The sequence below is a fragment of the Prevotella amnii CRIS 21A-A genome (assembly GCF_000177355.1).
GTDB classification, from domain to species: Bacteria; Bacteroidota; Bacteroidia; order Bacteroidales; family Bacteroidaceae; genus Prevotella; species Prevotella amnii.
The window spans coordinates 1-1,959 of record NZ_ADFQ01000080.1; the positions used below are offsets into that span (position 1 = coordinate 1).

Here is a 1,959-nt window from a genome sequence, read left to right on the forward strand (position 1 = left end):
GTCTCTGATAGGGGAAAACACAAAGTGAATAAAAGTTAATTTGTTTCTTCCGAAGAAATGCGGTTTAAGTGTACTTTCTTCCGAAGAAATGCAGTTTAAGTGTACTTTCTTCCGAAGAAATGCAGTTTAAGTGTACTTTCTTCCGAAGAAATGCAGTTTAAGTGTGCATTTCTTACCAAAAAGTGCATAAAGTAAAGTAAAGTAAATAAAATATATCTACATCAACGCGCGCACGTGCGTACGCGAGAGCTATTCTTTTATTTGTTAATGAATATAAAAAGAAAAACCTACAAAAGAAAGCTCATTTGTAGGTTTGAAAGATTAAAAACCTTTGCCTTTCATTCGCTCGTAAACTGCTGTTTGTTTTTTGTCGTTGTTTTCGATTTTGAATAAAACCATTGAGCGAAGTGGAATGTCGTCAGGTAGTAGTGATGCCAACTTCTCGATAACTTCATCAACATTGTTGAAGCCAACGTCTGTCAGTTCTGCTACCTTGCGCCCTTGGAAGAATGCTGTGCCATGAACCTGATAACGATACGAGAGTTTGAAACGTTCCTCTTTCGGCTTTTGTTCTCGCTGTGATGGTTTATCTGAGAAGAAAATAAAATCAATTACTTTCTCGTTGAGTTCCCATGCTGGAGAGAAGTCTATCTTGATATAGCCTCGTGTTACCTTGTGTCCGCTGCTATGGTTCATAGCAAATGCCACTTCGCCAATAGTAGCCTTGCAATCGTTTTGCGCCACTGTTCCCCATGTGTGTCTGAAAGTGTAAACAGAATAATCGTGCTGCTTATCTATGCCCATAGCCTCACATAGATGCCGAATACCTATGTTTACGTTGGCACTAAAGCTGTCAGAAGTTGTATGGCGTTTAGCAAAGTTGAATAGATGCACGTCAGCCTCATCGGTGTTCTTGTATTTGTCGAACAAAGGAAGCAAGATAGGAGGGACACGCATTTCCATATATGCGCCATCGGCACGAAACTTTTTTGTCTTGGCTCGTTGGTAATGGATAATACCATCGTAATAGTCCGTTTTCTTCAGCTGAAACAGATCAACTGTGTTGATACCTGCAAGACAAAGAACCATCATTGCCACATCTCTGCCAAGCTCTGTGGTAGGGTGCGCCATCTTACTTTCAGGAAGTGGAAAGAAAAAGAACTCCCTGCACGCTTCGGGAGTGATTGCCAATTTCTCTGGACGGTCAGCCTTTGGAATTTCCACCTTCACCCACGGATTTGTCTTTATCTTGATGATGCCGTTGTCGTAATCGTTGAACTCTACCTGTGCAGCTTTGAATATCTGCCTGATGCAAATAGGGTACATTTCTTTGGCACGCTTTGTTGTTTCAAGGCTTTTAATCCATCGGTTTACAAATATCGAAGTTAGATGCGAGAACTTTACACATGTTGTCCCTGCAAATCGTTCGAGGTGCTGTAAGGCAAGTTCATAGTTGCGAGCGTTGCGCTGCTGCCCTCTGTCTATCATTCGGTCTATGTGCTTTCTGGCATATTTCGAAAAATCTATATCATCATCGCCACTCACAAGAAAGTCGGACACTTCTTTTGCGTTCCAGTTCCTAATGTCCTTTTTGTTGAGACGCTCCATGTAGTCAATGATAACAGGAGAGAGCAGACCAACCACGTATGGGTCTTTAACTTCTTTGGTTTTCGTGATGCCCTTATCGTTTACCATCTTGTCAGTTTTGATATAGGCGAGTTCCCTATGATGTGTTACCCTGATATAAACAGGATAAAAACCATCGCTACGTTTACTCCTTACGCATATTTTCAGTGTTGCCATAATTCATCCGTGTTCCAATTGTTAGTGATAAAAATATCTAAACTTGTTATAACTTACAGATTTGCAGTTGTAAACACGCTGTAAACAGTGTATTCCAAAATAGTAAACTTACTGTAAACATTTACGCTCATTCTGCCCAAATAGTGTGTATAAATA

1 protein-coding gene is annotated in these 1,959 nt (G+C 40.5%); it reads right to left on the minus strand.

Going from position 1 to position 1,959, the window contains the following annotated elements; genetic code table 11:
* Positions 1–321: 321 nt before the first annotated feature.
* Positions 322–1,803, minus strand: a complete 1,482-nt coding sequence (locus HMPREF9018_RS06990) for a tyrosine-type recombinase/integrase (RefSeq protein ID WP_008449838.1) — start codon at positions 1,801–1,803, stop codon at positions 322–324.
* Positions 1,804–1,959: the final 156 nt, after the last annotated feature.

Excerpts from the sequence above, each read along its gene's own strand:
- HMPREF9018_RS06990 (WP_008449838.1), bottom strand. The coding sequence starts at position 1,803 with ATGGCAACACTGAAAATATGCGTAAGGAGTAAACGTAGCGATGGTTTT.